Genomic DNA, 26,506 nt, shown 5'->3' on the forward strand with positions numbered 1-26,506 from the left:
CGTCACCCGAGCTTCTCGCGCGCCAGCGCGGCACCGGCGCCGAGCGCCATCAGCTTGGCTTCGGCGATCTCGCGCCGCATCGGGGCCATGCCGCAATTGGTGGTGGCGATGATGTTGCTCTTGGGCACGAATTTCGACACCGCGTCGATCACCTTCACGACATCCTCCGCAGTCTCCACCGTGTCGCTCGCAACGTCGATCACGCCGGCCTGCACGATCTTGTTCTTGAGCAGCGCCAGCAGATCGAGCGGCACTTTCGAATTGCGGCATTCGATCGCGACCTGCTGGATCGGGCTGGCGTCGATCGCCGGAAAGATCTGCTCATACTGCCGCCATTGGCTGCCTAACGTTTCCTTCCAGTCGGTGTTGGCCTTGATGCCGTAGCCGTAGCAGATGTGCACGGCGGTGGCGCAGGTGAGGCCCTGCGCGGCGCGCTCCAGCGCCTTGATGCCCCAATCGTTGACCTCGTCCATGTAGACATTGAAGGCGGGCTCGTCGAACTGCACGAGATCGACGCCGTCGGCCTGCAGCGCCCGGGCCTCCTCGTTGAGCAGCTCGGCAAAGGCAAACGCCATCTTGACGCGATCGCCATAGTAGCGGTCGGCAATGGTGTCGATGATGGTCATCGGGCCGGGCAGGGTGAACTTCAGCTTCCTCTTCGTGTGCGTGCGCGCCGCGCGCGCCTCGAAGGCATGGACGCGGCCCTTGAGCCGGAGCGGGGCGACCACCTGCGGCACCATCGCCTTGTAGCGGTCCTTGCGGATGCCCATCTCGACCTTGTGCGCGAAATCGATGCCGTCGATCTTCTCCAGAAAACCGTGCACGAAATGCTGGCGGGCCTGCTCGCCCTCGGTGAGGATGTCGATTCCGGCGTCCTCCTGGATCTTCAGCCAGATCAATGTCGCGTCGCGCTTGGCGCGGAGCAACTCCTCGCCCTGTGACTTCCAGGGCGCCCAGAGCATATTGGGTTCGGCAAGCCATTCCGGCTTCGGCAGGGAGCCGGCGATCGTGGTTGGAAACAGCATGGCGGCCCTCCCGGCAGGTTGTGTTGCGCCCCTTCCTGCCATGTCCTAACGTCGAGGTACAGAACAACAAGAGTCGTTATTTTAGCTGGCGGCATCGACAGGGAAGGCCAAAGGATGCCGAGGGAAAGGTCATGATCGATCTCCATTACGCGCCGACGCCGAACGGCTGGAAAATCTCGATCATGCTGGAAGAGCTCGGACTTCCCTATACGGTGAAGCCCGTCGACATCCGCGCCGGCGAGCAGTTCAGTCCCGAGTTTCTGGCGATCTCCCCGAACAACCGCATCCCCGCGATCGTCGATCACGCACCCGCCGACGGTGGCAGCCCGTTCCCGGTGTTCGAGACCGGCGCAATTCTGATTTATCTCGCGGAAAAGACCGGCCGCTTCCTGGCCGCCGACTTGCGCGGGCGTTCCGCCACAATTCAATGGGTGATGTGGCAGATGGCCGGCCTCGGGCCGATGCTCGGCCAGCACGGGCATTTTGCGCTCTATGCGGCGGAGAAGATCCCCTATGCGATCGAGCGCTACCGCGACGAGGCGGCCCGGCTCTACGGCGTGCTCGATCGGCAGCTGGAGAAGACCGGCGCATATGTCGCCGGCGACTATTCCATTGCCGACATCGCCTGCTTCCCCTGGACCATGACCCACAAGGCGCAGGGCTTTACGCTCGACCACTATCCGAACGTCAAACGCTGGTATGCCGAGGTCCGCGCCAGGCCGCAGGTGCAGGCGGGGCTTGCGATCGGAAAATTCGTGAAAGAGCCGTTCGACGAGGAATCACGCAAGATCATGTTCGGCCAAAGGGCTAAGGAAGTGTTGGGAAGGAAGTGACGGCCACGCCGTCATTCCGGGGCGCGACGAAGTCGCGAGCTATGGTGCGCAATTGCGCACCCGAGAATCCATCGGGCCGCAGAGCCAGGAGCGAATGGTTTCCGGGCTCGCGCCCAAGAGGGCGCGCCCCGAAATGACGAGAGCAAAAGGAAACGCCATGATCGAATTCTTCTTCGACTGCTCCAGCCCCTGGACCTATCTCGCCTTCCACAACATCCGGCCGCTCGCCAAGGAGCTGGGCGTCGAGATCGTCTGGCGGCCGATCCTGGTCGGCGGCATCTTCAACACGGTCAATCCGAGCGTCTACGCGCAGCGCGAGACGCCGGTGCCGCTGAAGGCGCGCTACATGAAGAAGGATCTTCAGGACTGGTCGCGGTCGGCTGGCCTTGCGATCAAGATGCCCCCGACGGTGTTTCCGGTGAACAGCGTCAAGGCGATGCGCGGCTGCATCTGGCTGGCCGCGGACATGGTGCCGTTCGCGACCGCCGTGTTCGATGCCTATTGGGGCGAGGACAAGGATATCTCGCAGGACTCCGTGCTCGCCGAGATCTGCAGGAAGGTCGGCATCGACGAGCCGAAATTCTTCGCCGGCATCGCCGAGCAAGCGATCAAGGATCAGCTCAAGGCGAATACGGAAGAGGTCGTCGCGCGCGGCGGCTTCGGCTCGCCGACGATTTTCGTCAACAAGACCGACATGTATTTCGGCAATGACCGGCTGCCGCTGATCCGCGAGGCGCTCAAGCGCAGCAAGGCGAGTGCGGCCTGATGGTGCGCGCCGTCGTCTGCCACTCGCTCGGCGAGCCCGAAACCTTGCGGCTGGAAGAGTTTCCGTCGCGCGCCCTAAAGCCGGGCGAGGTGCGGGTCGCGATTCGCGCGGCCGGGCTGAATTTTCCTGATGTGCTGATGGCCGCCGGCCAATATCAGCTCAAGCCGGAGCTGCCGTTCACGCCCGGCATGGAAGCTGCCGGTGACGTGACCGAATTGGGTGCGGAGGCGAAGGGCGTTTCTGTTGGCGACAAGGTCATCGTGAAGATGCGGCACGGCGCATTCACCGACGAAGCCATCGTCGCGCCGTCGCAGCTCACCCTTAAGCCGTCGACGTTCGACTACGCCGAGGCTGCGACTTATCTTGCCGGCCATGGCACGGCCTATCATGCGCTGATCGATCGCGGGCGGATCGAGCCGGGAGAGGTGCTGCTGGTGCATGGCGCCGGCGGCGGCACGGGACTGGCGGCCGTCGAGATCGGCAAGATGCTGGGCGCGACCGTGATCGCGACGGCGTCCAGCGACGAGAAGCTCGCCATCGCCAAGGCCCGCGGCGCCGATCATCTCGTCCGCTATGACCGCGAGCCGTTTCGCGACGCCGTTAAACGCATCACCGACGGTCGCGGCGCGGACGTCGTGTTCGATCCCGTCGGCGGTCAGGTTTTTGAAGACTCGATGCGCTGCATCGCCTGGGGCGCGCGGCTGCTGGTGATCGGCTTCACCGGCGGCATCGGCTCGGCCAAGACCAACCTCCTGCTGATCAAGGGCGCCAGCGTGCTCGGCGTGCGCGCTGGCGAGGCGGTACGAAAGAACCCTGCGCTGGGAGAGGCGCGCCTGAAGGCGCTGCTGCAATGGGCGGAGGAGGGCAAGCTGCGCCCCAACGTTTCGCATCGCCTGCCGCTGGAAGGTTACGCGAAGGCAATGCGGCTCTTGATGGACCGCAAGGCGATCGGGCGTGTGGCGCTGATGATGGAGTGAAAGTGCCGTAGCAACCATTAAAGCACGCCCGATTTCCGCGAGCATGACGCCGTGCTTGCGGCCGTCAAGGCGTGGCCTGGCGGCAGTCGACGTGAGGTGAGACGAGCGCGACGGCCATCCTTGACGGCCGCGGCGCGCGGCGTCGTCTTGACGGCAGGTCGGGACGAAGAAACGGTCGCCTGATCGAACAAGGAAACGAGATCAGGTGACGGACACACTCGCGGTTCTGGGCGGTTCGGCGACCCACGGTGTTCCGCGGGCGACGACGGCGTTGATGATGACGATCAGCTTCCTGGCACAGGCGACCAGCGCGCGCTTGTGGCCCTTGCCGGCGGCGATCAGCCGGCTGTACAGGGCCATGAGCTGCGGATTCCAGCGGAAGGATGCCGGAAGAGCTGCGGTGTAGAGCGCCTGACGCAAGCGCTGGCGTCCGCCGTCAATCCTGCGGGCGCCGACATGCTTGCCGCTGTCGTCATCGTACGGCGCAAGCCCGGTGAGGGCTGCGGCTTGCTCGCGGGTGATCTGACCGATCTCGGGCATCCTGATCAAGATGGCAACCGCGGTCGGCAAGCCGCTGCCGCCAACGCTGTAGATCAGATCGAGCCGTGCGGCGAGATCGCGATGCTTGCGGATCGCTGCCACCAGGGCCTTGAACTCGGCTCGTCTGTGCTTGGCCAACAGAGCGATCTGCTCCTTCCAGAACTTCTGGATACGTTCGTCAGGGCAGCTCTCCAGCCGATTCTTGAGCTTTGCGATGTCCTCCTTGATCTGGTCGATCATCGTCAGATGCACGGCAAAAGGCTGCAGCCGGGGGTCTGGAGCGGGATGGATCTTCTTGACCGCGGCGGTGCAGGCCGCAATCAATGCGGCATCCATTTTGTCGTTCTTGGCCCGTTGCAAATGGAACGTGGCATAGGCGCGGACCTGGATCGGCTGAAACACGATGACGACAAACCGCTGGCGTCGCAGTTCGGCGACCGCCGCCTGCTCGTAACCACCGCTTGCCTCGATCCCAACCCGCTTGACCTTGTGGCGCTTCAGCCACTCCACCAGCTCCTGGTGGCCTTCCGCCGTGTTCTTGACCTGCAGCTCCTCCGAACTGCCATCGAGCGCCACGTCGAGCTTATCTTTGCTGGTATCGATTCCAGCACAGATCGTGTTACGTTTGGCCATCTTCCTCGACCCTCCCTTGTGATGCGAACCTGAAGTTCGTTCAACCATGCGGGTCCCGATGAAGTGCCGACCGCGATCTTGCTACAAAACGCAGCCCTCAAGGCTTCGGTGGGCATCGATCCGATCGATCGGCGGCCCAGCTCGGGCGGCCACCCGGGCTGGGCCATTCCTCACGGAACCAGGCCATTCTAATCCGGCGCGCTAATACAAGGGTGGGCAAAGGCGCAAAGCGCCGTGCCCACCATCTCTCTCGATGGCGAAAAGTGCGTGGGCACGCTTCGCTTTGCCCACCCTACGAGAGCGTCACTTGTACTCCCGTTCCGTCCACCACGGGAAATAGTCCGGCATATCGCTGGACACCTTGTTCTTGAACTGCGCGGGGCGCTTTTCCAGGAACGACACCACGCCTTCCTTGACGTCGTCGGAGCGGCCGCGGGCGTAGATGCCGCGGCTGTCGACCTTGTGGGCTTCCATGGGATCGTCGGCGCCCATCATGCGCCACATCATCTGGCGGATCAGCGCGACCGACACCGGTGCGGTCTTCGCCGCGAATTCCTTGGCGAGCGCGCGGGCGGTCGGCAGGAGATCGTCAGGGGCGACGACCTTGCTGACGAGACGACCCGCCAGTGCCTCCTGCGCCGGGAAGACGCGGCCCGAATAGCACCATTCCAGCGCCTGCGAGATGCCGACGATACGCGGCAGGAACCAGCTCGAGGCCGCCTCCGGCACGATGCCGCGCTGGGAGAACACGAAGCCGAACCGCGCGGCATCCGAAGCGATGCGGATGTCCATCGCGAGCTGCATGGTGACGCCGATGCCGACCGCAGGACCGTTCACTGCGGCGATGACGGGCTTGAGGCACTTGAAGATGCGCAAGGTCACCTGGCCGCCGCCGTCGCGCACCTGCGGATCGCTGTAGTCCACCTTGCCGTCGGCGAAACGTTTGACGGGGCCGCGCCGCGCGTCGCGGTCGAACGTGTCGGCGCCGGACGACAGATCCGCGCCCGCGCAAAAACCGCGGCCGGCGCCGGTGACGATAATGGCGCGGACGTTGTCGTCCTTGTCGGCGGCGTCGAACGCGTCGATCAGCTCTCCTTGCATCTGCGCGTTGAAGGCGTTGAGCTTGTCGGGCCGATTCAGCGTGATGGTGAGAATCTGCTCGGCGACCTCGTATTTGATCGTCTCATACGCCATGGCGGTTTCCTTCCTTGTTTCTTTATCGGTCTCTCTACCACGTCATTCCGGGGCGCGCGAAGCGCGAGCCCGGAATCCATCTCTCGGCATCAGTAGTGCCGATGAATGGATTCCGGGCTTGCGCCAAGAGGGCGCAACCCGGAATGACGACGGTGCGATTAGTTAGCCGGCGGCTTCGGCCAGGGTCGTTGCGGCCCGCGCAGGCCCTCAAAAGCCTTGGCCATGCCGAGCACGCCGATGTCGTCGAAGCGGCGGCCGACGATCTGCACGCCGATGGGAAAACCCTTGGCGTCGAAGCCGCCGTTGATCGAGATGGCAGGGTTCTCCGACATATTCCATGGCACGGTATAGGCGATGTGCTCGAACGGTTTCATGGGGTCGTTGGTCGGCGAGGCCCAGTCCGCCGGATAGTTCACGTTCGGTGCGGTCGGGGAGATCACGTAATCGAGCTCGCAGAAAAGCTTCGACGCCGCCGCGCGGATCGCCATGGTCTGGTTGAAGCCGCGGATGACATCCACGCCCGACAGCTTTGCGCCGGATGCGCCCCATTTGAAGATATAAGGCAGCACCTTCGCCTGCTCGGCCGGCGTCAACCTGGCCAGATCATCCCACATCCGCGCGCGCCAAAAGTTGTCGAGGCCGTCGAGCATCTCGCGGGTGAGGATGCCGTCGACCTCGGTCACGACGCTGCCCGCGGATTCGAACGCTTTCGCCGCCTTCACCGCGACCTCGCGCACTGGTTTCTGCAGCGCCAGGCCGCAGCCGGGATCGAGCATCAACCCGATGCGGAGTTTGCGCGGAGACTTCTCTGCTCCCTTCCAGTTCAGCGGCTCGGCGGGCAGGCTCATGCCGTCGCGCCGGTCGGGCTTTGCGATCACGCTCATCATCAGCGCGCAATCGTCGACCGTGCGGGTCATCGGACCGGCGACGCGGCCGACATAGGTGGGGTCGATCGGCACGCGGCCGAAGCTCGGCTTCAATCCGACGAGGCCGCACCAGCCCGCGGGCAGGCGGACCGAGCCGCCGATATCGGTGCCGAGATGCAGCGGACCGTAGCCGGCCGCGGCCGCAGCGCCAGCGCCCGCGCTGGAGCCGCCGGGATTCTTCGAGAGATCCCAAGGATTGCGCGCGAGTGCGTGGAAACTGGAGAGTCCGGACGACAGCATGCCGTAATCGGGCATGGTGGTCTTGGCGAAGATGACCGCGCCGGCCTCGCGCAGGCGCGCGGCGGGCGGGGCATCCTTCTCGGCCGGCACGAGCTTGACGCTGGCGGCGCCCAGCGGCACCGGCACGCCCTTGGTCGCGATGTTGTCCTTCACCGTAACAGGCACGCCGTCGAGCGCGCCGGACGGCTCGCCGCCGGTCCAGCGCGCGGTCGAGGCCTTGGCGGCCTCGCGTGCGCCGTCGGGATCGAACGCATAGAGCGCCTTCAGATGCGGCTCCCACGCAGCGACATGCGTGAGCAAATCCTCCAGCACCTCGCTCGGCGAGAACTGCTTGGCGCGATAGCCCGCGATCAGATCGACCGCGGACAGATCGTGCAGCGAGGTGACGGCATCTTCGACGCTCTTCTTATGCATCGCTAGCCCACCGGCATGCGCGTTTCGATGATCCGGGCGAACATGCTGGCGCCGATCGGCAGGATCTTGTCGTCGAGCACGAAGCCGGGATTGTGCACGGGCACGTTGCCATCATGGCCGACCCAGAAATAGGCGCCGGGAATCGTCTCCAGCATGTCGGCGAAATCCTCGCTGCCCATCTTGGGCTGGGCGCGGGTGATCACGTTGGCGGGGTCGACGATGGTGCGCGCGACGTCCTCGACCACCTTGGACTGCTCGACCTGGTTGACCAGCACGCCAAAGGTGTCGCGGATGTCGACGTCGATCACGCACTGGTAGGCGCTTGCAATGCCGGCGCAGATGGTGCGGATGCGTTCGCTGACCAGGGTGCGAACTTCCTTCGAGAAGGTGCGGATGGTGCCGCAAAGATGCGCGTCGCCGGGAATGACGTTGTAGGCGGAGCCCGCGTGGATCTGGGTGATCGACACCACCGCGGCCTGCAGCGGCTCGACGTTGCGGCTGACGATGGTCTGGATCGCCTGCGCCAGCGTGGTCGCGATAATCACCGCGTCCTTGGAGCGCTCGGGCATCGCGCCATGCGCGCCATAGCCGGTGATGCGCAGGTCGAAGAAGTCGGCGCTGGCCATCGCCGGGCCCGGCAGGATCGCGATCTCGCCGTGGTTGAGGTCGGGAGCGTTGTGCAGGCCGTACAGCTCGTCGCAGGGGAATTTTTCGAACAGCCCGTCCTTGATCATCGCGCGGGCGCCGCCGAGGCCTTCCTCGGCCGGCTGGAAGATCAGGTGCACGGTGCCGTCGAAGTTCTTGGTCTCGGCGAGGTAGCGCGCGGTGCCGAGCAGCATGGTGGTGTGGCCGTCATGACCGCAGCCGTGGAAGCGGCCGGGGATTTTCGAGCTCCACTTCAGATTGGTGTTCTCTTCCATCGGCAGCGCGTCCATGTCGGCGCGGAGGCCAATGCGCTTGTTGCCCGAACCCTTGCCCTTGATCACGCCGATCACGCCGGTGCCGCCGAGACCGCGATGCACCTCGATGCCCCAGCTCTTCAGCTTGTCGGCGACGATGCCGGAGGTGCGCACTTCCTCGAATCCGATCTCGGGATGGGCGTGCAGGTCGCGGCGGATGGCGGTGAGCTCGTCGGCGTAACCGTCGATGCGGTCGATCGTGGGCATGGGTTCTGTCCAGTTAGCTTGAGGGAGGCGAGAAAACGGGGCCGTTCGGCTTGATGCGAATGCCCGGCCGCAAACGCGTCCAGGGCAGGGTGGCGGTGTCGGCCGGCATCGCGCCGGGCGCGGCGCAGATCATCAGCTTTTCCGCGATCGGCTCGAAATCGGCGCGGAAGTGCACCGAGCTCTTGTTGACCAGAATCTTCTGTTCGGTCGGCTCGATGCCGACATAGCGGTACATCGCCTGGTCGGCGAGCTGCGCCTTGTGCGAGGAGACGACGACGCGGACGTCGCCGATGCGCAAGGCTGCCGAGGGACCCATCTCCATCTCGCGGCCGCCATAGTAAGGGCCCGGCGCGATGAAGCGGCCGTCGGACAGCTTTTCGACCACGAAGGTCTCGCGATAGGGCTCGTCGCCGGGGATGCCTGACTTGCCGCCGAGCGACAGCGTCACGGTGGCACCGACGCCGGCATCATGCGCGGCCTTGGCCGAGACGGGATCGTAGATCGCGCCAGTCGCGGCGCTCGCTCTGTTGCGCACCAGCGCGCGCAGCATGCCTGTGGTGTCGGAATCGCCGCCGGCGCCGGGATTGTCCTGGGTGTCGGCGATGATGATCGGCTTGCTCGCGCTCTTTGAAAGTTCCATGGCGTGGCGCACGCCCTCGTCGGGCGACCAGATCTTGCCGTCGAAATCGTCCTCGTGGCTTTCGATCAGCTTCACGATCGCGTCGGCGGCGCGGTCGGCATCCGCTTGCGTCCTGCCATAGGCGAACACGCTGGGGCCGCAATCGCGGAAATCGGCGGCGGGAAAGCCCGGCGCGAAAGACAGCGTCGGAACCGCATCGCTCTCCAGCGCGGCGAGCTGTTCGTAGATGCCTTTGGTCGGCTGGTCGTTGGTGCATTGCCAGCTGATCGGGATCAGGAACGGCAATTGCCGGAACGATTTGGCAAAGCGCTGCTTGGACTTGAGCAGCAGCGCGAGATGTCGCGCAGAGGCGCGGCCGGTCTCGGCCATGTCGACATGGGGGTAGGTGCGGTAGGCGATCAGCGCGTCGGCATGCGCGATCATTTCGGGCGTGACGTTGGCGTGCAGGTCGAGGCTGGTAACCAGCGGAACATCGTTGCCGATGACGCGGCGCACGCGCGCCAGTATCTCGCCTTCGCCGTCGTCGAGATGCTCGGTCACCATCGCGCCGTGCAGGTCGAGATAGACCGCATCGAGCGGGCCGGCAGCTTTGATGCCGTCGACCATCACCTTCACGATGCGCTCGAAGGCGTCCCTGGTGACGTGCGCCGACGGGCTCGCGCCGCAGGCGATCGTCGGAACAAGTTCCCAACCGTTGGCCTCGGCGCTGTCGACGAAGCCGGCAAGGCCGACATTGATGCGCCGCATCACCTTCAGCACGTCGGCGCCTTCAGTCATCGCCGGCCAGCCGCCGCCATGCTGGAAGTCGGCGAAGGTCGCCTTGGTGGGAGCGAAGGTGTTGGTCTCGTGCAGGAAGCCGCCGACGGCGATGCGTGTCATTCAGTTCAGTCCAATCAATCAAGAGGGCGCGACGTTAGCCTTGGCCCTGCGGCGAGAGCAAGGTGGGACGCACTCGCGCCGCGCATAGGGTCAAGCTGTTTTGGGAATGGTGCTCCGCCGTCCTTCCGGGGCGCGCCCGCTTGGGCGCGAGCCCGGAATCCATCCGACGACAGACTCTGAGGCGCGATGGATTCTCAGGTGCGCAATTGCGCACCGTAGCTCATCGCTTCGCGATGCCCCGGAATGACAGCGGTGAGTGTCGCTACGCCGTGGCCGCCACGCCCTCTGCCACCGGCCGGAAGTTCGCAAAATCCCAGTCGCGCCCCGGAGCGGCGTCCAGCAGAGCCCTGGTGTAGGCCTCCTTCGGATGCGTCAGCACCTCGGCAGCCGGGCCTTGCTCGACGACGCGGCCGTGCTGCATCACCACGACCTCGTCGCAGATCTGCGCTGCGACACGCAGATCGTGGGTGATGAACAGGATCGCGATGCCGAGACGTTTCTGGATCTCGTCGAAGAGTTCCAGCACCTGCGCCTGCACCGAGACGTCGAGCGCGGAGACAGCCTCATCTGCGACCAGCACGTCCGGATCGAGCGCGAGCGCGCGCGCAATGGCGATGCGCTGGCGCTGGCCGCCGGAGAACTGGTGCGGATAGCGCGATACCGCGTCAGCGGGCAGGCCGACGAGCTCGAGCAGCTCGCGGGCACGTTTCATCGCATCGGCATGCGCGACGCCGTAATTGATCGGGCCCTCCGCAATACTCTCGCCGACGGTGACGCGCGGGTTGAGCGAGCGATAGGGATCCTGGAACACGATCTGAATCTTTTGCCGGTGCGGCTGCAGCAGGCGACGCGAGATGCCGGCGATCTCGCGGCCGGCGAGGCGCACGCCGCCGGAGGTCGGATCGATCAGGCGGACGATGCAGCGCGCCACGGTCGACTTGCCGGAGCCGCTTTCGCCGACGATGCCGAGCGTGCGGCCCTTGCGCAGCGTCAGCGTCACCTTGTCGGCGGCGACGACCTCGCGGCCTTTGCCGAAGAAGGCGCGCTCTTTATAGACCTTGCTGAGGTCGTTGGCCTCCAGCACCACCGGCTCGCGGCTCTCCTCGCGCGGCGGCCGCGGCACCAGGCTCGGCACCGCCGAGAGCAAGTTGCGGGTGTATTCCATGGTCGGATTGCGCAGCACGGTCTCGAGCGGGCCGGTTTCGACCAGCCGGCCCTGCCGCATCACCGCGACGCGGTCGGCGATCTCGGCGACCACGCCCATGTCGTGGGTGATGAACAGAACGGCCGTGCCGTGATCGCGCTGGAGCTCGCGGATCAGGGACAGGATTTGCTTCTGCGTGGTGACGTCGAGCGCGGTCGTCGGCTCGTCCGCGATCAAGAGCTTCGGCTCCAGCACCAGCGCCATCGCGATCATGATGCGCTGGCGCTGGCCGCCGGAGAGGCGGTGCGGGTAGGAGGCGAAGATGCGCTCGACCTGGGGCAGGCGAACCTGCTCCATCATGTCGAGGATGCGCTTCTTCCGCGCCCTGGCGTCGAGATTGGTGTGCGCGCGCAGCACCTCGTCGATCTGGCGGCCGACCGGCACGACCGGATTGAGCGCGGTCATCGGCTCCTGGAAGATCATCGCCATCTGCGTGGCGCGCAGCTGCCGCAGGCGGCGGTCGGTTGCGGTGAGCAACTCCTCGCCGACCAGCTTGATGCTGCCGGCAGTGGGAACCAGCGTGCCTTTCGGCAGCAGGCCCATCGTGGTGAGCGAGGTCACCGACTTGCCCGAGCCGCTTTCCCCGACGAGGCACAACGTCTCGCGCTCGCGGACCTGGACCGAGATGCCGTCGATGATCTTTGGCCCGCCGGGCTTCTTGCCGACGGACACGACGAGGTTGTTGATGTCGAGGACGGTGTTGGTCATCACTTGATCGGTCATCACTTGCCTTCCCGCTGCTTCATGCGCGGATCGAGTGCGTCGCGGGCGGCGTCGCCGATCAGATTGATGCTGAGGATGGCGATCGAGAGCAGAAGGCCCGGCCAGAAGATCAGCGACGGCTTGATCTGGAAGTACTGGCGGCCCTCGGCCATGATGTTGCCCCAGGTCGGCGTCTCCGGCGAGATGCCGGCGCCGAGGAAGGAGAGGATCGCCTCGGTGAGGATGGCGCTGGCGCAGATATAGGTGCCCTGGACGATCAGCGGCGCCACCGTGTTCGGCATCAGATGCCGCCACATGATCTTCGGCAAGGACGAGCCGACCGAGATCGCCGCCTCGACGTAAGGCTCCTCGCGCGCCGACAGCACGACCGAGCGGACCAGGCGCGCCACGCGCGGAATCTCGGGGATCGTGATCGCGATCAGCACGGTCCAGAGGCTGGCACCGGACAGCGACACCACGGCGATCGCGAGCAGGATGCTCGGCATCGCCATCAGGCCGTCCATGACCCGCATCAGCACGGCATCGACCAGCTTGAAGAAGCCGGAGACGAGGCCGATCGCAAGGCCGATGACGATCGACAGGATCGCCGAGCCGATACCGATCAGCAGCGAGATGCGGCCGCCATAAACGACGCGCGACAACAGGTCACGACCATAGGCATCGGTGCCGAGCAGGAATTGCGCGGACGACGGCTTGAGCCGTTGCGACGGCGCGAGCTGGATCGGATCATGCGGCGCGATCAGCGGCGCCAGGATCGAGATCAGGATGATCAGTGCGAGCAAGACTGTCGCCGTGGCGATGATCGGCGTCGAGGTGAGGAAGCCGAAGCGCGGCCGCAGCGGCGACGTGATCGGAATGGAGGACTGGGGAAGGGTATCGACCGACATGTTTGTCCTTATCCTTGCCTCAGTACCGGATCCGGGGATCGAGCAGGGTGTAGGCGACGTCGATGAGAAGGTTGACGACGACATAGATCAGCGACGTCAGCAGGATCATCGCCTGGATCACCGGATAGTCGCGCGCCAGCACCGCATCCACGGTGAGGCGGCCGATGCCGGGAATGTTGAACACGCTCTCGGTGACGACGACGCCGGAGATCAGCAGCGCAAAGCCGGTGCCGATCACGGTGATGACGGGCACGGCGGCATTGCGCAGCGCATGGCGCATCATCACGGCGACCTCGTTGATGCCCTTGGCGCGCGCCGTGCGCACATAGTCCTCGCCGAGCACGTCGAGCATCGCCGCGCGCGTCATGCGCGCGATCAGCGCGATGTAGATGAAGGAGAGCGCGCAGGTCGGCAGGATCATGCGCTCGAAAAACGGTCCGAAGCCGTTAAAGATGCTGCGGAAGCCCTGCACCGGCACCCAGCGCAGTTCGATCGCGAAGATCTGGATCAGGATGTAGCCGACCACGAACACCGGCACCGAGAAGCCGAGCACGGAAAGCCCCATCACGAAGCGATCGATCCAGGTGCCGTGCTTCCACGCGGCGATCACGCCGAGGGGAACCGCCACGATCACGGCGAGGATGATGGTACACAGCGCAATCGAGATCGACGGCTCGACGCGCTGGCCGATCATCTTCATGACAGGCAGATTGGAGATCAGCGAGGTCCCGAGATCGCCGTGCAGCAGCTTGTTCACCCAGGTGATGAACTGCACGATCAAGGGCTCGTTGAGGCCGAGCGAGGTGCGGATGCGCTCGAGCCGTTCCGGCGTTGCATTGTCGCCGGCGAGGATCGCGGCGGGATCGCCGGGGGTGAGGCGGAGCAGGAGGAAGACGAACAGCGCGACGACGCCCATCACGGGCACGGCGGCGAAGATTCGGCGAAGGAGATATCCGAGCAAGTTGGATCCGTCAGATTAGAGTAAATCGGCGGCAGCGGTCATAGCCTGTTCTGCCACCAGCCTAACATTTCAGCAATTCCCGTGCCATCAGGGCCACAGTTTTTGCAGTGCGGTCAGCTGTTTTGGCGACCCCTCTTCAAGGGGGCCAGCGGAGCGTGCCCGCCAGACGAAATATCGCGGCGCGCCAGGCGCGCTCATCCAATCCGGTCACTCCAACGTCGCAAGCAGCCCGGCCATCAGCCGGCCGCGCTCAACGAGACTCTCGACTTCGATATACTCCTCTAACGTGTGGCCATTGGCTCCGCGCACGCCCAGGCCGTCGAGCGTGGGGATTCCCATCGCACCGGTGAAGTTGCCGTCGGAGCCGCCGCCGGAACTCGCATGCGGCAGTTCGGCGCCAAGCGACTTGGCGATGCCGCGCGCCTTCTCATACAACGCCATGGTGCCGGCATCCGGCTCCCACACCGGACGCGTCACCCCGCGCGTCACCTTGAAGGCGACATCGTTGGCCGTGCCCGACAGCGCCAGCATCCGCTCGACGCCGCGATCGAGATCGGCCTGCCGCTTGGCCATGGAGAGCGCTTCGCCGGTGGCGGTCGTGGCAACGCAGTTGACCCATTGCCCGCCATGCACGACGCCGACCGAGAAGGTGCAGTCCTCCGTCGTCATCGCGTCGATGGCGAGAATCTGCCGCGCCATCTCGCGGATCGCCGAGCGTCCCGCCGACAGCGTCGCGCCGGCGTGGCTCGGCCGGCCCGTCGCCTCGAGATTGAAGCGTGCGATGGCGTAACGTCCGGTGGTGACGCCGTTGTCGGCACGGCCGGGCTCGGGCACCAGCACATATTTGTTGCGCGCGGCTTCCGCCTCGATGATGTCGCGCGTCGAGGGCGTGCCGACTTCCTCGTCCGGCGTGAACAGCACGGTGATCGGCAGCGGCGTGGTGAAGGATGCACGCGCCAGTTGCCGGATCGCTTCCAGCGAGAGGTAGTTGCCGCCCTTCATGTCGTAGATGCCGGGGCCGTAGCACCGGTTGCCCTCGCGCCGCCATTTCAGCTTCTCGATGGTACCGACCGGGTGGACGGTATCCATATGGCCGGCGATCAGGATGCCCGGTTCGCCCTGTTTCGGATGCGGAAAGCGCGCGCGGATCACGCCGCCGAAACCTTGCCGGCCGGCGATGCGCTCGATCGTCGCACCCATGATCGCCATATCCCGCGCTGCGATATCGAGCATGCGATTCACCGCACCAGCGTCCCAGGTCGGGCTTTCGCATTCGACCCAGCCGCGCAGACCCTGGAGCATCGCCTCGGAATCGAAAGGAAGATTGGCTGGATTCATCTCAATGTCTCTCAAGCTTCGAAAGATGGAATGCGCATTGCATTGCTGCGGGGCAGGACGAGTGGAGAGTGTTGTAGAGCCAAACCGATCCTTGTGGAGCCCGTGCCCGCGCCGCCAGGGCTTGCAGCGAAACCGGATTGACGCGCTCGGCACTGTCTGCAAGTCTCGAAAGATAAAGGCATTGCATGAGGTTAGTTCGCCCAAGGAACGAGCCGCATGCTTAACCAATAACCTGCCTTTGAACAGTTTCACGTCAGGAGAAACTTTTTATGTTCCACTTCATGCGCCGGGGGCCTCGCGCGTTTGCCTCCAAACTTGCGCTGTCTGTCGTTGCGCTTTCGACGGCGCTTGCCTCGCCAGTGCTTGCAGCCGGCAAGACCATTACGGCGGTGATGCATTCGGATCTGCGCATCATCGATCCGATCTTCACCACGGCCTACATCACGCGTGACCATGGCTACATGGTCTACGACACGCTGGTGGCTCCCGATTCGAGCTTCAAGATCCAGCCGCAGATGGCGGACTGGAAGATCTCCGACGACAAGCTCACCTACACCTTCACGCTGCGCGACGGCCTGAAGTGGCATGACGGTGCGCCGGTGACGGCGGAAGATTGCGTCGCTTCGCTGAAGCGCTGGGCCGCGGTCGACGGCATGGGCCAGAAGCTCCTGGACTTCACCGCGAGCATCGAGGCGACCGACGCCAAGACCATCACGCTGAAGCTGAAGGAGCCCTACGGCCTCGTGCTCGATTCCATCGGCAAGCCGTCCTCGCGCGTCGCCTTCATGATGCCGAAGCGCCTCGCCGAGACGCCGCCGGACAAGCAGATCCCCGAGCAGATTGGCTCGGGCCCCTTCAAGTTCGTGGCATCGGAATTCCAGCCCGGCGTGAAGGCCGTCTACGTCAAGAACACCGACTACGTGCCGCGCAAGGAGCCGGCGAGCTGGACCTCCGGCGGCAAGGTGGCGAAGGTCGACCGCGTCGAATGGATCACCATGCCGGACTCGCAGACCGCCGTGAACGCGCTGCAGTCGGGCGACATCGACTTCATGGAAAACCTGCCCTACGACATGCTGCCGGTGCTGGAGGCAAACAAGGAGATCACGATCGAGGTCTCGAACAAGTTCGGCTTTCAGACGCTCGGCCGGATGAACTTCCTCTATCCGCCGTTCGACAACGTGAAGGTGCGACGAGCCGCTCTTCTGGCGATGAACCAGAAGGACGTTCTCGACGCGCTGGTCGGCAATGCCAAGTACCAGAAGATCTGCGGTGCGTTCTTCGTTTGCGATACGCCGTTCGCGACCGAGGTCGGCGCCGAGACCCTGGTGAAGGGCAATGGCATGGCGGAGGCCAAGAAGGCGCTCGCCGAGTCAGGCTATGACGGCACCCCGGTCGTGGTGATGGCGCCCGGCGACGTCACCACGCTCAAGGCCCAGCCCATCGTCGCGGCCCAGCTGCTGCGCGAAGCCGGCTTCAAGGTCGATCTGCAAGCGACCGATTGGCAGACGGTGGTGAGCCGCCGTGCCAGTCAGAAGCCGCCGAAGGAGGGTGGCTGGAACATGTTCTTCACCAACTGGGTCGCGGCCGACGTCTCCAACCCGATCGCCAATCTCTCGATCGGCGGCCAGGGCAAGAAGGGCGGCTGGTTCGGCTGGGCGGAAAGCGCCAAGATCGAGCAGCTCAAGGACGCGTTCGTCCGCGCGCCGTCGATCGACGAGCAGAAGAAGATCGCCGCCGACATCCAGAAGGAAGCCTATGAGCAGGTGATCTACATCCCGCTGGGGCAATACCTGCTGCCGAGCGGCTGGCGCAAATCGCTGACCGGCGTGCTCGACGGCCCGGCGACGCCGCTGTTCTGGAACGTCGACAAGTCGGAGTAAGGGAGGCGAATTCACGTAGCCTTCGTCGTCTTCACCACGCGGCGCCGCTGTCATCAGCGGCGCCGTTGTCTTTTGTGGTCTTGCGCCGGCGGAAAAGGCGTTGCGGCTTTTAACCTTTCCAGTTTCCAGTCGTTGCTATTTGTTTCAATCTTGAAATAGATGCGTCGTCCTTACGCATCACTTTCCCTCCTCAACCTGATTCCCGTGCCGATCGATTTTGCATTCCAGGCGATGGCCGAACGGTCCGATCGCGCGCCGGCACGTTGGCGGCGGCCTTTCCTGCATTGGCTCGATGGCGTCGAGGCGGGCTGGGCCGTTCCGCTCCTCATCGGCTGCTTCGTCGCGATCTGGACGCTCTATCTGGCGATCGCCTATGCCGGCGGCGGCCTGCACCCTGATACGCTCGAGGCCTGGATGCTGGGGCAGCATTTCGCCTGGGGCTATCACAAGCATCCGCCCTTGACCGGTTGGATTGCCGCCAGCTGGACCTCTGTCTTTCCGCTCAGCGATTGGTCGTTGCAATTGATGGCGATGGCCAATGCCGGGCTTGCGCTGATCTTCGTTGATCGGATCGCGCGGCAATTCGTGACCGGGCACAAGCGCATCCTGGTGCTTTTGCTCCTGATGCTGACGCCGGTCTATCAATTCCATGCCCAGCGCTTCAATGCCAATTCGGTGCTGCTGGCGGTCTGGCCGCTGGCGACCTGGTGCTTCCTGCGCGCATTCGAGACGCGCGCCCCGCTGTGGGCGGTCGCAATGGGATGCACGACGGCGCTGGCGATGGTCGGCAAATATTATTCGATCTTTCTCGTCACGAGCTTCGCGTTTGCCGCGCTGGCGCACCCGGCGCGGCGCGCTTATTTCACCTCCGCTTCGCCCTGGATCTCGGTCGTCGTCGGGCTCGCGGCGCTGTCACCTCACGTCTATTGGCTCGCGACGACGGGCGCGTCGACCTTCACCTACGCGCTGGCGCACACCGGCGGCAACGCTGCGACCTCACTCGGCGAGGCGAGAAACTTTCTGCTGGGGCTGGCGGCGGCGATGAGCATGTCGGCCGTGTTCTGGGTGCTCGTCGCAGGAACGCGCTTGAAGCGGTTTCCCGCGGACTTCGCCGCAATGGGCCCGGGCCTGCGGCTCTTGTTCTACGTCACGATGGGCACGATCGTGCTGCCGGTGGTGACGTCGCTCGTGATGGGCACCGATCTGCCGTCGCTATGGGCGCTGCAGGGACTGTTCCTCTTCACCGTTCTCGTGGTCTGCGGGACGAGCTACCCGATCGAGCGCTTCTACACGGTCAACCTCACCGTGATCGTGGCCGGCGTCGCGCTCGCGGCCGTCCTGATCGCCGCGCCGATCCATGCCGTCTATCGCAATGATCACGGGTATGAGGAGGGCCGGAATCTTTACGCCCAGGCGGCTAGTGAATTGACGCGCGAGTGGCGGGAGCAGACCGGCGTGCCGCTGAGCGCGGTGAGTGGTGATGGTTCGCTGGCCTTCGCCTCCGCGTTCTACAGCCCCGACCATCCACGTCATGCGGCGCCCTTCGAGTACGAACAGACCTTGGGCTTGCCGCGCAAGACGTCGCTCGACCGCGGCTGGGCCGCGCTGTGTTTCCGCGACCAGGAATCTTGCACGCGGTGGATGGCGTGGGCGTCCTCGCAGACCGGGCACTTCGTCAGGCGCGAGTTCACCGTGCGGGCCACCCTGTGGGGGCGGCCCGGTCTCTCGCGGGAGGTGGTCGCTCTGATCGTGCGGCCCCGGGGAATGCGGATGATACCCAAGAGCGCTGCGGATGATTTCAGCGCCAGCAGGCGCGGTTCGGAATAGGCTCCGCGCTCAGCAATGACTGTCGCGGATCTGCTCGAGGCCCTCGCTCGCCAAAGGCGTCGTCAACGTGGCCTGCTCTGCGCTCGGCTCCGAACGTTCCGTCTTCCGCCGTTCGACGTCGTGGTGGTCGTCCCGGTGTTCCGGTTCCATTGAATGTGACCTCTCGAATTGCTGCAGGACAACATCGAGGCGATCGGGAAGTTCCTTAAGCGACGGGACGATGATACGGCTTGAACAGCCGGCCCTTTTCCACCACCAGCACGATCGCGAGCGCAGCGAGCGTCGACAGGAAGAAGCCGATCGAGAACGGCAATAGCGTTCCGTCGAAGCTCTGTCCGATCGCCATGCCGACCACGATTCCGATCAGCGTCGTGATCGAGCCGTAGAGCGAGGAGGCGGTCCCGGCGATGTGGCCCTGCGGCTCCATCGCGAGCGCCGTGAAGTTGGCAACCATCATGCCGAACGAGAACATCATCAGAGCCGAGAGCACCATGAACAGAGCAAGCGGCAGGATGCCGAGCATTTCCGTCAGCAGCATCACGGCAGCGACGATTGTGTAGAGCGTCAGCGCGCCATGCGAGATCACGCGCATGCCGAGCCGCCCGACCAGTCTCGCATTGAGGAAGCCGGCGACGGCCGTGCCGGCTGCAATCGCGGCAAAGGCGAGTGGGAAGTAATGGCCGAGGTGATAGATGCCGGTGAAGACCTGCTGGGCGCAGAAGACAAAGGCAAAGAGCGCGCCGATGACGCTGCCGGCGGCCGTGGCATAGCCGATGGTCTGGCGATTGGTCAGGGTCTGCCGGAATGCCGAGAGCACATCGGCGGGCGCCAGCGATCTACGTCCGGACTCGGGGAGGGTTTCCGGCAGCCGCAGCACGCACCAGGCGAGTGCGAGCAGGCCGTACAGCATCAGTACGACGAAGATGCCGCGCCACGCCGTCACCAGCAGTACCGCCTGTCCGAACGAGGGGGCGATCACGGGCACCGCGATGAACACCATCATGGCAAGCGACATCACGCTCGCCATGCGGCGGCCGACATAGCAGTCGCGCACGATCGAGGTCGCGATCACGCGCGTGGCCGAGGTGCCGAGCCCCTGCAGCGCGCGCGCCAGCAGCAGCGTCTCGAATGAGGGTGCCGCGACCGCCAGCACGCTCGCCACCGCATAGACCGCCATGCCGCCGAGCAGCACCGGCCGGCGGCCGAAGCGGTCCGACAGGGGACCCATGACGAACTGGCCGGCGCCGAAACCGATCAGGAAGGTCGACAGCACCAGCTGGAGATGGTTGGCGACGGGAATGTTGAAGGCTGCCCCGATATTGGGCAGTGCAGGCAGCATCATGTCCATCGCAAGCGGATTCAGCGCCATGATGGACGCGATCACGATGACGAATTCTGGAAATCCCATCGGGCGGTGTCCCGCGGACACCCAATCGTCGGCATTGACGTCAGACAAGAAGCTCACCTCTGAAATTGAGCGACTTTATCCATCGCTCATGCTGCGTTGCACAACCCATGTTTCGGGATGGCTGGCAGGCGGAGGAGGGGCGGACAAGAATTGGTGAGGGGAAGCCCCCGCGCGAGCCGACCGCGGGTCCTGCTATGGCCCGGAAACCAGTGATTCACCATCCCTCCCTAAAGATCGGCGCCGAGCGGGGCAGGTCGGGTCCGGCGGGATGAAACGGAAACGCCTCCTGTCCACTGTGGCGGCCGATCGATGAGGCGCCGCGCCGGCGCCGAGAGAAACCAGGCCAAACAAGGTATCCGATTGTGTCTGATGTCAGCGGTACAGCACGTTGGTTGGAGCCCTCGGCCGACATGGCTTCGAGGCGTAACCTCTGGCTTGCCTGCCTGATCGCACTGACCGCGCTTCTGGTGATCGGCAATCTCGCCAGCGACGTCGGGCTCGATGTGAAATATGGCTGGGACACCCGCGTCAATTGCGCGGCGGTGGATGCCTATGCCGGCGGACTCGATCCCTACTTCGTCAAGAACCTGAAGGGTACCAAGCTCTCTTACCCCTATCTGCCGGTGACGCTGGAGGCCTTCCGTCCCTTTTGCGCGGATGGCATTCTGGTCGCTCATTACAAAACTATCTTTCCCGTGCTGGCCGTGCTCTGCGGCCTTCTCTTGCCAGGTCTTGGCTTGCCCGGTCTTGGCGTGCCCGGTCTTGGCCGAGCGCGCCCGAGCGCTCGCGACGTTGGGCTCAGGGTGCTCTGCGCGCTCGGCGCATTCGTCGGTTTCGAATGGGTCCAGGCGTCGGGCAACTTCGCGATCCTGAGCGGCGTGCTGACCGCGATCGCGCTGAGGCTTCTGCTTTCTCCGCCCTCATCCGGAGCGGCAGAGGACCGCAGCTTTCCGTCGCACCTCGCCGGCGCCGCGCTGCTCGGCCTCGTGATGTCGTTCAAGCTGGTGTTCTTTCCCGTGCTGGCCGCGCTGTACTTCCTGCCGCTGCCGCGCCGCCGCAAGCTGATGCTGATCGCGATGGCTGTGTTCAGCTTCGCCTTGCCGATCCTGATATCGCGGCTGGCATACCCCGATCTGTTCGCGAGCTGGCAACTTGCGGTGGCCGGAAAGATTCCGGACCAGCACCTCGTCGAGCTGTTCGAGAGCAATCCGTCCCTGCTGCTGCTGGCGCGGGATCTGATGGGGCATGTGGGCCTGATCGATAGCAAACCGGCGATCTTCGCAACCTATGCCTTCGCCGTGACCGCACTGGTGCTCGTGCCGTTCGCCCTGTCCATCCTGCGCTTGATCGGGAGCCGCCCGGCGCACGAGGGAGATTCGCTTCCTGCGCGAGTGGATCGCTGGCTGATGGATCACCCCCGTGCAGCCATGCGCATCACGGTGCTGGCGATGTTTGCGCTCTATCTCAGCTCGCCGCGCCTCAAGGAATATGCCTTCTTCGAGCTCGCGCTCTATGCCGCGATCCTGCTGGTCGATCTTCCAGCCAGGGCACTGGCCGCCGCGCTCACCGTCGGTCTCCTGATGCCCTCATTGATCTTCGTGACGGGGAGTTCCCCCGAGGACAATTCCATCCAGCTCTTCAGCGCGCTGATGTTCTTCTGGGTCCTGCTGCTCGACGCCCGTCATGCGGGCCGGGTGCCGGACACGGTCCAGCTATAGCCGTGGCGGTGGTAGAGCCGAACATCCCCGAATCCGCCATCCGACAGCAGTGCCTCCGCTTCGGCGCGCGTGTAGTATTTCGCGTAGGCGGGATTGAGCTGATCGTAGATGGTCAAGCGGCGAACGCTGCGCGGAAACTTCGCCAGCACCGAACGCATGTAGGACCGCATCGGTAGCGGCAATATCCGGCACAGCCCGATATAGGCTGTCAGCGCCCATTCCAGACCATGCGACAGCACCACCAGCAGCCGGTGCGGCAGCAGCACGGTGAGCTTGCGCAGCGGGATCGCGAGCGACAGATAGGTCTCGTTGCCTTCGTAGCCGTAGAGCCAGACGATGCAGCGTCCGCCGGGGCGCAACGCATCATAGGCCGCGCGAACCACCGGCGCCGGCTCGGGGATGTGATGCAGCACCCCCATCGAAACCACATAGTCGAGCCCGAGATCGGGCGGCAAGCGGTCGCCGGGCGCCTGCAAATAGTCGATGCGCTCCGCCCGGGCCGCCGTGTTGTCCTTCAGGACCAGCATGGCATCGGAGGGTTCGACCGCGACGACACGATCCGCCCCGGCATCGAGCAGCATGTTGACGATGCGTCCCGTGCCGCTCCCGATATCGGCGATCCGCTTGCCCTTGACCTCGTCGAGGGAAAGCAACGGACCGAACAGATCGGCAAGCAGGTCCGCCGAGCCGTAATAGGCGGGGTTTTCGCGGAACGCGGTCCATTGCTCGCCGAAATCGTTGATCGTCTGGTCCTTCAGGTCCGGCATGTGCCCGCTCCCTACGCTCGGCGCGGCGAGGGGGTCGCAAGCCCCGTCAACCAGATGCCCAGCGTCAGGATCGGCCACAGCGCGAACGCATTGTCGCTCCTGGCCTCGCGATGCGCAGTCCACAGCAGCCGGATCGCCTCCGGTTTCAGGAAGGGCGCAAAAACGTCGGCCTCCCTGTCGAGCACCCGGTCGCAGATCGGCCGCAGCCCACCGCGTCGCATCAGTTGCGCGATCGGCACGTTGAAGCCGCGCTTGCGCGACCATGCGGCCTCTCCCGGCATGCCCAGGCGCTCGGCGAGTTTGCGCAACACATATTTCGGTGCGCCCTTGGGCCAGGGATTAAGCAGCGAGACATCGAGGCTGCCGGCGAGGTCCATGACCCGTCGATCGAGGATCGGCACGCGCACTTCGAGACCATGCGCCATGCTCATGGCATCGACCTTGGTGAGGACGCTTTGCAGATGGAAGCGCTGGTCCGCGATCAGCGCCCGATCCAGCACGTTGTCATGCGGCTCCGAATAATATTCGGCGTATTCCGCGAACGGGTCAGTCGATGCAAGATCGGCCATACCGCGGTCATAGATCTTCTCGGCGAGAAAGCGGGGAACGAGCCGCCGCCATTGCAGATGCGGGCTGTTGCCGGCTTCGCCCAACCCGAGTGCGAAGCGGGCGAGTTGCGCCGCTGCCGGAAGCCGCTTCTCGTTGCCGCGCACCGACGCATAGGCGAGGCGTCCGGTCAGGCCGGCAAGGCCGCGCGGAACGACGTGGCGCGCGCGCTCCGCCATCATGGTCGCGGCATAGGTCTCATATCCGGCGAAGAACTCGTCTCCGCCATCGCCGGACAGAACCACCGTGGAATGCCGGCGGACCGCACCAGCCAGATGATAGAAGCCCAGCGCGCCCGTGTCGGCGCATTGGCCGTCGAAATGATAGACCACCGCCCGCAGCGACGCCTCGGCATCCTCGCCCGCTTCCCCGTCGATGACGTTGAGCGACAGGCCGGCGGCGGTGGCGATCTGCTGCGCCACCGCGGTTTCATCATGGCTTTTCTCGGTGAAGCCGGCCGTGAACAGCGGCGGCTTCAAGCCGAGCCGGCCGAGCGTCAGGCTGATCAGCGAACTGTCGATGCCGCCGCTCTGCAGCACGGCGAGCGGCACGTCGCTCACCATCTGGCTCTTGACCACGGTTTCGATCGTCGATTGCAGCCGGACAACGGCTTCGTCGAGGTCGCGGATCGCAGGCGCACGCACCGGCCGCCAGAAGCGTCGCTCGGTTCGCTCGCGCTCGGTGAATCCGATCATCGTGCCGGGCGGGAGCTGCTTGATGTCCTGGTACAGGCTCGTTTGCGTCCCTGGATGGCCTGCGGCGAGATAGGTATGCAGGGCCACGGGATCGATCCGCGCGGCGAGGTCTCCGCCCGCCGTAAGTCCCTTGATCTCGCTTGCGAACAGAACGCGGCTGCCGTTCTCGGAATAATACAGCGGCTTGATCCCGATGCCGTCGCGCGCCAGGATCAGGCGGCGCTCCTGCCGATCCCACAGGCCGATCGCGAAAAATCCCTCCAGGCGTTCGAACATCGCCTCACCCCAGGCGAGATACGCGTAAGGGAGGATCTCGGTGTCGCAGGTGCTGCGAAAGCGGACGCCGAACGATCGCTCGAGCTCGCTGCGCAACTCGTGATCGTTGTAGATCTCTCCATTGTAGGTGACGACGATGCGTTCCGAGGCATCGAGCATCGGCTGGCGCCCGGCATCGGAGAGATCGCGGATGGCGAGCCGGCGGTGGGCGAGGCCGACGGGGCCGTCCAGCCAGGTGCTCTCGCCGTCCGGCCCGCGATGGACCAGCGCTGCCGACATCGCCGCAACCGCACGGCCGTCGGCGGGCCGACCGTCACGATGAAAGATGCCCGCTATGCCGCACATCGCGTTCCCTTGCCGCGGGAGGTCATGGTCGCTGATTCATGATCTGCTTCAGCAGCACCGCGAGCAGTCCCATGGCGACGACGAGAATGCTGAGCAGGATCGCGCCGACGCCCAGCACGAAGGCGCTGACGACCTGCAGGATGATCCCGCCGATCAGCGAGACCAGCGCGAGCGCCATGCACATCATCGCCAGCAGCACGAAGATCTTCAGCGGATTGTAGTAGGTGCAGGCCTCCAGGACGTATTGCAGCGTCCGAATGGAGTCGCGGAACAGGTTCACCTTGGAGCGGCCGATGCGCTCCTTGTAGTCGATGTCGATGTAGTCGACGAACTTCGCGTTCATCATGTAGGCGAGCGTCAGCGACGTCGTGAAGCTGAAGAGGTCGCTGACATGCTCGAAATAGGAGATCGCGACCTGCCGGCCGAACACGCGCAGGCCGGAATTTATGTCGGGGATCTCGCGGTTGGCGGTGAATTCGACGATCGCCTTGAGGATCGCGCGCAACGGCGATTTCAGCCTCGACTCGCGGTAGTTGGGCCCGGTCCGGGCGCCGACGACCATGTCGAACCCCTGGTTGAAGCGCGCGACCAGCGCCGGGATCGTCTCCATCGGGTACGAGCCATCCGCGTCGCTGATGACGATCGTGTCGTAGGACGCAGCGCGAATTCCATCCTTCAGCGAGCGGCCATAGCCGATGTTGTGGGGATGCCTGAGCACCTTTGCACCGGCCTGTTCGGCAAGCTCGCCGGTGCCGTCGGCCGAACCATCGTCGACAATGATGATCTCATAGGGAGTGAGCTGAGCGCCGTCGAGGGCCGCCTTGGCTCGATCAATGGTTTCAACGATGCCGTTGCGCTCGTTGAGCGCAGGAATGACGACTGAAATCATAAGCGGCGTGCAATGCAGGTGACGGATTGCCCAAAGAAGCTTCGCGAGAGCGGATCGAGCGCCCGCGACAGCGGCACGGCATATTTGTCGAACAGGGCGATCTGCCCATTGACGGCGGCATCGTTCAGCGAATGATGCCGCTTCAGACGATTGGCAAGCCATCCCAGCCCGCCGATCGGATTGAAGTAATTCAGCCGGACCAGCTCGACCGGTTGATCGGCGAGCAGCTTGGCGAGGCGCGCGGTGGTGTAGCGGCGGCAGTGTCCCGCCAGGCGATCGAGATCGTTGTAGAGCAGCATCAGGGCGGGAACGCTGATCAGGAGATGGCCGCCGGGCTTGAGCACCTGGACCAAATTGGCAACCGCCGTGGCGTCATCCTCGATGTGCTCGAGCACATTGATGGTGAAGACCGCATCGACGCCTTGGGGAAACAGGGAACTCAGCTGATCGCGGACCAGAATGTCGCAGACGGCGAACTTGCGATCGGGCATCGCCTTGGCGGCACGTTCGACGCTTTCGCGGTCGTGGTCCACGCCGCAATAATCGCCCAGCTCGCCCAGCACTCTGCTGTAGAGCCCATGCCCGAACCCGACCTCGAGGATCGCACCCTTCAGGTAGGGACGGAACTGGTCGATAACCCAGTTCATGTAGTTCTGCGCGTCGGCGATTGCGCTCGAATAGGTATCGGCCCCGACTTTCAGGCCTTCCGTCGTGGACTGGGCGGGAAAGGAGGTTTGAGCCATGGAGCC

At 64.6% G+C, this 26,506-nt stretch carries 21 protein-coding genes; 6 read left to right on the top strand and 15 right to left on the bottom strand.

The genetic code is table 11. The features are described 5' to 3' along the window. Window positions 1–2: 2 nt before the first annotated feature. Window positions 3–1,025, bottom strand: a complete 1,023-nt coding sequence (locus tag GDN70_RS15470) for a methionine synthase (RefSeq protein WP_097668546.1) — start codon at window positions 1,023–1,025, stop codon at window positions 3–5. A 131-nt stretch (window positions 1,026–1,156) separates the two neighbouring features. Here GDN70_RS15470 and GDN70_RS15475 point away from each other — a divergent pair, with 131 nt between their 5' ends. The 3 genes from GDN70_RS15475 to GDN70_RS15485 all read left to right on the top strand — a co-directional run bounded on the left by GDN70_RS15475 (window position 1,157) and on the right by GDN70_RS15485 (window position 3,601). Then, the gene (locus GDN70_RS15475) at window positions 1,157–1,858 is read left to right on the top strand and encodes a glutathione S-transferase N-terminal domain-containing protein (protein WP_038949935.1); all 702 of its coding nucleotides are present in this window, start codon (window positions 1,157–1,159) and stop codon (window positions 1,856–1,858) included. A 157-nt stretch (window positions 1,859–2,015) separates the two neighbouring features. Further along, a complete protein-coding gene (locus GDN70_RS15480) occupies window positions 2,016–2,624 on the top strand; it encodes a 2-hydroxychromene-2-carboxylate isomerase (protein ID WP_038949934.1) in 609 nt (202 codons plus the stop codon). Next, window positions 2,624–3,601 (top strand): NADPH:quinone oxidoreductase family protein, encoded by a 978-nt coding sequence (locus tag GDN70_RS15485; protein WP_038949933.1) that lies wholly within the window; start codon window positions 2,624–2,626, stop codon window positions 3,599–3,601. Before GDN70_RS15480 ends, GDN70_RS15485 begins: the two co-directional genes overlap by 1 nt. A gap of 201 nt (window positions 3,602–3,802) precedes the next feature. On the opposite strand, the gene GDN70_RS15490 is transcribed toward GDN70_RS15485, so the two are convergent. The 9 genes from GDN70_RS15490 to GDN70_RS15530 form a co-directional block, all read right to left on the bottom strand. Further along, entirely contained in the window at window positions 3,803–4,774 is a 972-nt protein-coding gene (locus tag GDN70_RS15490) for an IS110 family transposase (protein WP_049801720.1), read from the bottom strand. Between the two features lie 303 nt (window positions 4,775–5,077). Beyond that, window positions 5,078–5,968 (bottom strand): crotonase/enoyl-CoA hydratase family protein, encoded by an 891-nt coding sequence (locus GDN70_RS15495; RefSeq protein WP_028141182.1) that lies wholly within the window; start codon window positions 5,966–5,968, stop codon window positions 5,078–5,080. A 158-nt stretch (window positions 5,969–6,126) separates the two neighbouring features. After that, complete coding sequence (locus tag GDN70_RS15500) at window positions 6,127–7,548, bottom strand: amidase (protein ID WP_028141181.1); 1,422 nt, start codon at window positions 7,546–7,548, stop codon at window positions 6,127–6,129. A 2-nt stretch (window positions 7,549–7,550) separates the two neighbouring features. Further along, entirely contained in the window at window positions 7,551–8,714 is a 1,164-nt protein-coding gene (locus GDN70_RS15505) for a M20 aminoacylase family protein (protein WP_038949932.1), read from the bottom strand. A gap of 13 nt (window positions 8,715–8,727) precedes the next feature. Next, complete coding sequence (locus GDN70_RS15510; RefSeq protein WP_038949931.1) at window positions 8,728–10,233, bottom strand: M81 family metallopeptidase; 1,506 nt, start codon at window positions 10,231–10,233, stop codon at window positions 8,728–8,730. Between the two features lie 262 nt (window positions 10,234–10,495). Beyond that, window positions 10,496–12,145 (bottom strand): ABC transporter ATP-binding protein, encoded by a 1,650-nt coding sequence (locus GDN70_RS15515; protein ID WP_152103703.1) that lies wholly within the window; start codon window positions 12,143–12,145, stop codon window positions 10,496–10,498. A gap of 14 nt (window positions 12,146–12,159) precedes the next feature. After that, window positions 12,160–13,047, bottom strand: a complete 888-nt coding sequence (locus tag GDN70_RS15520) for an ABC transporter permease (RefSeq protein WP_028141177.1) — start codon at window positions 13,045–13,047, stop codon at window positions 12,160–12,162. A gap of 19 nt (window positions 13,048–13,066) precedes the next feature. Then, on the bottom strand, window positions 13,067–14,008 hold the full coding sequence (locus GDN70_RS15525) for an ABC transporter permease (RefSeq protein WP_028141176.1): 942 nt from the start codon (window positions 14,006–14,008) through the stop codon (window positions 13,067–13,069). A gap of 207 nt (window positions 14,009–14,215) precedes the next feature. Further along, complete coding sequence (locus GDN70_RS15530; protein WP_152102740.1) at window positions 14,216–15,346, bottom strand: M20/M25/M40 family metallo-hydrolase; 1,131 nt, start codon at window positions 15,344–15,346, stop codon at window positions 14,216–14,218. A 269-nt stretch (window positions 15,347–15,615) separates the two neighbouring features. Here GDN70_RS15530 and GDN70_RS15535 point away from each other — a divergent pair, with 269 nt between their 5' ends. Continuing rightward, window positions 15,616–17,226 carry an ABC transporter substrate-binding protein gene (locus tag GDN70_RS15535; protein ID WP_028141174.1) on the top strand — a complete coding sequence of 537 codons (1,611 nt, stop codon included), beginning with the start codon at window positions 15,616–15,618 and terminating at the stop codon, window positions 17,224–17,226. Between the two features lie 159 nt (window positions 17,227–17,385). Next, entirely contained in the window at window positions 17,386–19,053 is a 1,668-nt protein-coding gene (locus tag GDN70_RS15540; protein ID WP_049802010.1) for a glycosyltransferase family 39 protein, read from the top strand. A 205-nt stretch (window positions 19,054–19,258) separates the two neighbouring features. Here the strand turns inward: GDN70_RS15540 and GDN70_RS15545 are convergent, their stop codons facing one another. Continuing rightward, complete coding sequence (locus GDN70_RS15545; RefSeq protein ID WP_038949929.1) at window positions 19,259–20,509, bottom strand: multidrug effflux MFS transporter; 1,251 nt, start codon at window positions 20,507–20,509, stop codon at window positions 19,259–19,261. A gap of 362 nt (window positions 20,510–20,871) precedes the next feature. Here GDN70_RS15545 and GDN70_RS15550 point away from each other — a divergent pair, with 362 nt between their 5' ends. Next, on the top strand, window positions 20,872–22,179 hold the full coding sequence (locus tag GDN70_RS15550; RefSeq protein ID WP_244625885.1) for a hypothetical protein: 1,308 nt from the start codon (window positions 20,872–20,874) through the stop codon (window positions 22,177–22,179). Here GDN70_RS15550 and GDN70_RS15555 read toward each other — a convergent pair. From GDN70_RS15555 to GDN70_RS15570, 4 genes are read right to left on the bottom strand one after another with little or no spacing between them, the layout of a single operon-like run. Beyond that, entirely contained in the window at window positions 22,143–22,946 is an 804-nt protein-coding gene (locus GDN70_RS15555; RefSeq protein ID WP_152102742.1) for a class I SAM-dependent methyltransferase, read from the bottom strand. The genes GDN70_RS15550 and GDN70_RS15555 overlap by 37 nt on opposite strands. Window positions 22,947–22,957: 11 nt before the next feature. Next, window positions 22,958–24,868, bottom strand: a complete 1,911-nt coding sequence (asnB, locus tag GDN70_RS15560) for an asparagine synthase (glutamine-hydrolyzing) (protein WP_152102743.1) — start codon at window positions 24,866–24,868, stop codon at window positions 22,958–22,960. Window positions 24,869–24,890: 22 nt separating this feature from the next. Beyond that, window positions 24,891–25,757 (bottom strand): glycosyltransferase family 2 protein, encoded by an 867-nt coding sequence (locus GDN70_RS15565; RefSeq protein WP_028141168.1) that lies wholly within the window; start codon window positions 25,755–25,757, stop codon window positions 24,891–24,893. After that, window positions 25,754–26,500 carry a class I SAM-dependent methyltransferase gene (locus GDN70_RS15570; protein ID WP_152102744.1) on the bottom strand — a complete coding sequence of 249 codons (747 nt, stop codon included), beginning with the start codon at window positions 26,498–26,500 and terminating at the stop codon, window positions 25,754–25,756. Before GDN70_RS15570 ends, GDN70_RS15565 begins: the two co-directional genes overlap by 4 nt. Window positions 26,501–26,506: the final 6 nt, after the last annotated feature.

Source organism: Bradyrhizobium sp. TM102 (assembly GCF_009176685.1).
Lineage (GTDB): Bacteria > Pseudomonadota > Alphaproteobacteria > Rhizobiales > Xanthobacteraceae > Bradyrhizobium > Bradyrhizobium ottawaense.

Coding starts and splice junctions, on each gene's coding strand:
- GDN70_RS15480 (WP_038949934.1), top strand. CDS start 2,016: ATGATCGAATTCTTCTTCGACTGCTCCAGCCCCTGGACCTATCTCGCC.
- GDN70_RS15550 (WP_244625885.1), top strand. CDS start 20,872: ATGGCTTCGAGGCGTAACCTCTGGCTTGCCTGCCTGATCGCACTGACC.
- GDN70_RS15485 (WP_038949933.1), top strand. CDS start 2,624: ATGGTGCGCGCCGTCGTCTGCCACTCGCTCGGCGAGCCCGAAACCTTG.
- GDN70_RS15540 (WP_049802010.1), top strand. CDS start 17,386: ATGCGTCGTCCTTACGCATCACTTTCCCTCCTCAACCTGATTCCCGTG.
- asnB (WP_152102743.1), bottom strand. CDS start 24,868: ATGTGCGGCATAGCGGGCATCTTTCATCGTGACGGTCGGCCCGCCGAC.
- GDN70_RS15515 (WP_152103703.1), bottom strand. CDS start 12,145: ATGACCAACACCGTCCTCGACATCAACAACCTCGTCGTGTCCGTCGGC.
- GDN70_RS15490 (WP_049801720.1), bottom strand. CDS start 4,774: ATGGCCAAACGTAACACGATCTGTGCTGGAATCGATACCAGCAAAGAT.
- GDN70_RS15535 (WP_028141174.1), top strand. CDS start 15,616: ATGTTCCACTTCATGCGCCGGGGGCCTCGCGCGTTTGCCTCCAAACTT.
- GDN70_RS15510 (WP_038949931.1), bottom strand. CDS start 10,233: ATGACACGCATCGCCGTCGGCGGCTTCCTGCACGAGACCAACACCTTC.
- GDN70_RS15500 (WP_028141181.1), bottom strand. CDS start 7,548: ATGCATAAGAAGAGCGTCGAAGATGCCGTCACCTCGCTGCACGATCTG.
- GDN70_RS15530 (WP_152102740.1), bottom strand. CDS start 15,346: ATGAATCCAGCCAATCTTCCTTTCGATTCCGAGGCGATGCTCCAGGGT.
- GDN70_RS15555 (WP_152102742.1), bottom strand. CDS start 22,946: ATGCCGGACCTGAAGGACCAGACGATCAACGATTTCGGCGAGCAATGG.
- GDN70_RS15470 (WP_097668546.1), bottom strand. CDS start 1,025: ATGCTGTTTCCAACCACGATCGCCGGCTCCCTGCCGAAGCCGGAATGG.
- GDN70_RS15475 (WP_038949935.1), top strand. CDS start 1,157: ATGATCGATCTCCATTACGCGCCGACGCCGAACGGCTGGAAAATCTCG.
- GDN70_RS15520 (WP_028141177.1), bottom strand. CDS start 13,047: ATGTCGGTCGATACCCTTCCCCAGTCCTCCATTCCGATCACGTCGCCG.
- GDN70_RS15505 (WP_038949932.1), bottom strand. CDS start 8,714: ATGCCCACGATCGACCGCATCGACGGTTACGCCGACGAGCTCACCGCC.
- GDN70_RS15565 (WP_028141168.1), bottom strand. CDS start 25,757: ATGATTTCAGTCGTCATTCCTGCGCTCAACGAGCGCAACGGCATCGTT.
- GDN70_RS15495 (WP_028141182.1), bottom strand. CDS start 5,968: ATGGCGTATGAGACGATCAAATACGAGGTCGCCGAGCAGATTCTCACC.
- GDN70_RS15570 (WP_152102744.1), bottom strand. CDS start 26,500: ATGGCTCAAACCTCCTTTCCCGCCCAGTCCACGACGGAAGGCCTGAAA.